The sequence below is a fragment of the Rummeliibacillus sp. TYF005 genome (genome assembly GCF_003844195.1).
Lineage (GTDB): Bacteria > Bacillota > Bacilli > Bacillales_A > Planococcaceae > Rummeliibacillus.
On sequence record NZ_ML122620.1, the window covers coordinates 1 to 4,545 of the forward strand.

General features: G+C 29.5%; 4 protein-coding genes and 1 pseudogene. 3 read left to right on the forward strand and 2 right to left on the reverse strand.

The window, feature by feature from the left end; translation table 11 throughout:
- Nucleotides 1-72: 72 nt before the first annotated feature.
- The 3 genes and pseudogenes from CW357_RS17710 to CW357_RS18445 all read left to right on the forward strand — a co-directional run bounded on the left by CW357_RS17710 (nucleotide 73) and on the right by CW357_RS18445 (nucleotide 2,535).
- A pseudogene (locus CW357_RS17710) lies at nucleotides 73-1,061 on the forward strand (IS3 family transposase).
- 971 nt (nucleotides 1,062-2,032) lie between these two features.
- Complete coding sequence (locus CW357_RS17715) at nucleotides 2,033-2,278, forward strand: helix-turn-helix domain-containing protein (protein ID WP_124218761.1); 246 nt, start codon at nucleotides 2,033-2,035, stop codon at nucleotides 2,276-2,278.
- A 119-nt stretch (nucleotides 2,279-2,397) separates the two neighbouring features.
- Complete coding sequence (locus CW357_RS18445) at nucleotides 2,398-2,535, forward strand: hypothetical protein (protein WP_164489658.1); 138 nt, start codon at nucleotides 2,398-2,400, stop codon at nucleotides 2,533-2,535.
- A gap of 130 nt (nucleotides 2,536-2,665) precedes the next feature.
- Here the strand turns inward: CW357_RS18445 and CW357_RS17720 are convergent, their stop codons facing one another.
- Both CW357_RS17720 and CW357_RS17725 read right to left on the reverse strand, forming a co-directional pair.
- Nucleotides 2,666-3,187 (reverse strand): hypothetical protein, encoded by a 522-nt coding sequence (locus tag CW357_RS17720; RefSeq protein ID WP_124218762.1) that lies wholly within the window; start codon nucleotides 3,185-3,187, stop codon nucleotides 2,666-2,668.
- 20 nt (nucleotides 3,188-3,207) lie between these two features.
- Nucleotides 3,208-4,059, reverse strand: a complete 852-nt coding sequence (locus CW357_RS17725; RefSeq protein WP_124218764.1) for a hypothetical protein — start codon at nucleotides 4,057-4,059, stop codon at nucleotides 3,208-3,210.
- Nucleotides 4,060-4,545 lie beyond the last annotated feature (486 nt).

Sequence of the window (4,545 nt, forward strand, 5' to 3'; positions counted from 1 at the left end):
TGTAGTATAGATGTATGGACACACTCTAGTTAAATTATTTATGATAGAACAAACGAGAGGACGTGTCCGAATATGAAACAAAAACGATACAACCACGAATTTAAACAAACAGTTGTTGAACTTTATCGCTCTGGTCAAGCGGTGAATGATTTAGCTAGTGAATATGGTGTTTCTGAAGTCACTATTTATAAATGGATTAAACTATATTCTCCTATTGAAGGAAAAGAAGATTTAACGGCTGCTGAAGTATCTGATATTCAAAAGGAAAATCTTCGATTAAAACAGGAGATTGAAATCTTAAAAAAGGCTATGACCATATTCGCTCGAAAATAGATGACCAAGATCTGATTGACCACATAAAATCTGAAAGCGAACATCAGCCAGTACAATTGATGTGTCGTGTTTTAATGATGCCTAAAAGTACGTATTACCAATCCTTTCATAAGAAACAACGAATTATGAAAGAGGCAGGTATCCGTTCTTACATCGTTAAAAAATACCGACCGACACAGCAACCAGTAGAAGAACGTGAAAACATCATTAAGCAAGACTTTTCAACTACTACGATCAACGAAAAGTGGGTAGCCGATATCACCTATATCAACACTCTTCATGATGGTTGGTGTTATTTAGCATCGGTACTCGATCTTCACACAAAGAAAATTATTGGCTATAAATTCGCACGTAAAATGACCGTTGACATCGTATTAGAAGCAATGGAAAACGCTATACAAGCGCAAAATCCTGGACCTGGAGTGATTGTACACACCGATTTAGGCACGCAATATACAAGTGAAGCCTTTCAAGAACAGTTAAAAAAATATGAAATGATTCCTTCATACAGTCGTAAAGGATGTCCATATGACAATGCTTGTATTGAATCTTTTCACGCAACACTCAAAAAAGAAGAGGTTTATAGAAAACGATATTCAACCTTTGAAAATGCAAGAATCGCATTATTTCAATATATCGAAGGTTGGTATAATCGCAAACGAATTCATAGTGGAATTGGTTACCACACTCCAGATGAATACGAAAAGATATGCCGACTTTCAGCGTAAGAACTAAGGAAACCGATTAACCCCCTACCCATATTTTTGGGGCGCAACTTCCATGAACTATTCACTTCACATCCCAAGTAGGCGGTCAAAGGCTCTTTTCACTTTGACGGGCTACTTGGGATGTAGAACACTCAAAAATGGAGGTTGCGCAGAACAAAACTTAACTTTTGTGTGTCCAGAAATTTGACGTAGATCCATATATATACTTACTGTTAGTTGTATATTATATGTGTATCAGATTTATATGTTATTCGATTTTCTATTTCTAAAATGGTAAATCTTCAAGTAAAATATCTGCCTTATTATCAATTTCTGATTCTTTATCCATCATTTTGTAATACTCATTACTTTTTATAACTTTTAACTTTTCGTAGGATTGAGGTGTATATGTAAATTGGTCAAATTCGTTAATTATGTATGTATTGGCTTTTCTTTCACTTGGATCTAAGGCTAAGCAAAAGTATGGTTGGTTATGTTATCACCTAATGCACCTACTCCATGTAATTCATTAATATTTACTGCTGTTTGATTTGTTGTCATTTTTATTATCTCCATTTCTATTTTTTATTTTTATAGTTGTGTGATAGTTAAAGCTAGTGCTGACAGTTGCTGGATACTTGTTATATGTTGTGGAGTGTTTTAGCCACCATATCCATGTATTCCACCTTAAACTAGATAAAAACGATTGTAGCGATTGCTAGAATTGTTAAAATGCCACCGTAGAAGTAAAGTGCATCTAATAAGCTGATTGAATCTGACAGAAAGAAATATTGATTTAGTCGTTTGATCATTGATTTATCTCCTTTTACACTTTTACAGAAACCTGTAATACATATAGTATGAAAAATACCTCAGCTGTGATTCCTTGAAATGAATATAACAGGTTTCCGTAATTATGTAAATACATTTTTACGAAATTGTGTAAAAAACTTTTTTAACGTATAATATAATTATAGAAAGGTGGTGTGTATATGATACGCTTAACAATAGAACAAGCCGCTTTGAAACGGAATATAAAAACTCAAACTGAATTAAAAAATAGAGTTTTAAAGAAAACAGGTATAGAGCTAAGAGCCGCATCAATAAGTGATATGTATCGTAATAATAAGATGCAAATTAACAGAGATCATTTAGATGCTATAATGCAAGGGTTAGACATTACAGACTTTAATGAGGTATTAACAATTATTCCAGATGGAAGTAAGGACTCTAAATAATTAGAGTTCTTTTTTTTATTAATCTAATTTAAAAAGTTGAACAATGTATCATATTGACATATCATCACCATTTTCAAAATATAATACTTTATGAATCTACAATTAAGAGCGTGAATTTAATGAAAAAGAAAACTCGTGAACAAATAACTAAAGAATTATGGGAATTCAGTAAAGCTTCAAAGTTTCCGAACTTCCATAAAGACGGTTCTGGAAAGATTCAACCTCCGAACGATAAAAATAAAAACAAATGGATATAATTAGAGATGCTAATATATTAGATGTAAAATATGAAGGATTCTTTAAACTTAATGATGGTGATAAAATTTAATTTGTATAAAAAAAAGAAGGTACTCAAATTATTGAGCCTTCTTTTTTTATTATGGATTTTTATTTAATTTCTGGGATCTTTATAAAGAATACCTCTTCATTTTCATTTAATGATAATTCTTTAATATCCGACATAGTTAAATACATTAATGTATTACAGCCAAAATCCTGTGATGTAAAAATAGAAAGTCCATTTTGATCCAAAATATCAAAATGAAAAAATGGTGTTATATTTTCATATTCTGATTCTATCTCTTCTACCATACTTTTAAAAATAACTTTCTTAATGTATTCATTTAAATTTACTGTTAATTCAATAAGATTATCTTCGTTCTCTTCTTTCGTAAATTGAGAGTCTGATAATATTATATTTTTCACTCCATAGCCTGTTGAGGGATATCCTTTATTTGGGTTTATTTTATCATTTTCATAATAAAGAATAGTTAATTTTGTACCTTTCGCTAAAAAGTAGGCTGTAACTTTGTTCCAAATAGTAATTATTTTTTTCATCCGTTTTTCAAACTTTTCTTCTTCATCTTCAGGGTTACTAGTATCTAATCGATAATTGAAAAAATCTTGCATTCCTACCCCCCCTTTTTTTCTTAAACAGCCGCCAATCCTATTGCACTTACTGGCCAAAGAGCCCAAACAATTATCACCACTCCCGCAACTATAGCAATTGTAGTTGCTATTTCCCCTGCTGTTACTGTTTTCATATCTTTTAATAAAACACTTTGCATTTCGGCTTGAGCTTTGGCTTTTCCTAAACCAGACATACAATTTGTCCAAGATTTCTTTTTAACAGTTTCATGAATATAATAACAAACTGAGGTTCCCTTGGTTTTAGCAGAAATATGATAATTTGCTTTATGAGTATATTTTCCTTTAGTATTTTTTTTATAAATATGAATATTAACATGTTTTATGTTTTGTGTTTCAGCCCATGGTCCTGCCCAACCAGTGTGGATTTTTGTAATATCAATTTTATAATTACCCTTGATGTATTGTTTATATAGACCTGCACTACCACTTAAAATTTCTATATCATTACTATCTATTTCGTTAGATATCTCAATATTATTTATATCTGGTGTTACATTAGAAATACCTTCAATGTTTAAATCTTGATAATTATATGAAAATTCATCTGAATCAAAAATACTATTTTCTTTTGAACTTTTTTCTATTTCATTATTGATTTCCTCAGTATCTATATTATCTATTGATTCTCCAGATTGAAAACTTTTAATAACTTCATCCGCTTGAATACTGTTTATTGATTCTCCAGTTCTAATATTTTTTATTATTTCTTCAGTTTGGACACCAATTAAATTTTGATCAGTTTGATTATTAGATGTATCAGTTTTAGCTTCAGCATTTCCTAAGGAATTAAAAATTAGAAATAACATAAGACTTGAAATAAGAAATACTTTAAACAAATTATTCTTTATCATTCAGTACATCCTTTCTAATGTGTAATATTAAGGAATGTGTTTTCGAAAATATATACGACACGTAAAAGTTTATCTAAAATTTTTAGACTAAAAATTTAATTAATACCTTATTGTTCTGAATAACTCAGTGTACACTTACTCAAAAATATTATCTTTTTTATTCATTTAACATATAATTGTTGTATAACTAATTATTTTTAGCGACAAGTTAAATTATTGTTTTTTGTTTTAAAAGTCTGATACACATCCCTTCTTTTTATCAGCATATAATGAACCGCGTCTATATACATTAATAAAATCGAATACAATCTATCATACATTCCCTATATTACTAAAATAATACATTTTATTAAAAAATAAATATAATTTCTAAAAAACAGTAAAAATAAGTATATACTATTAATTTATAAATATTTTGACTTACCATGATAATATATTTCTTAAAAAGGAATGTGTTTTGGGAGTGTCAATAATTTTGTGTAAATG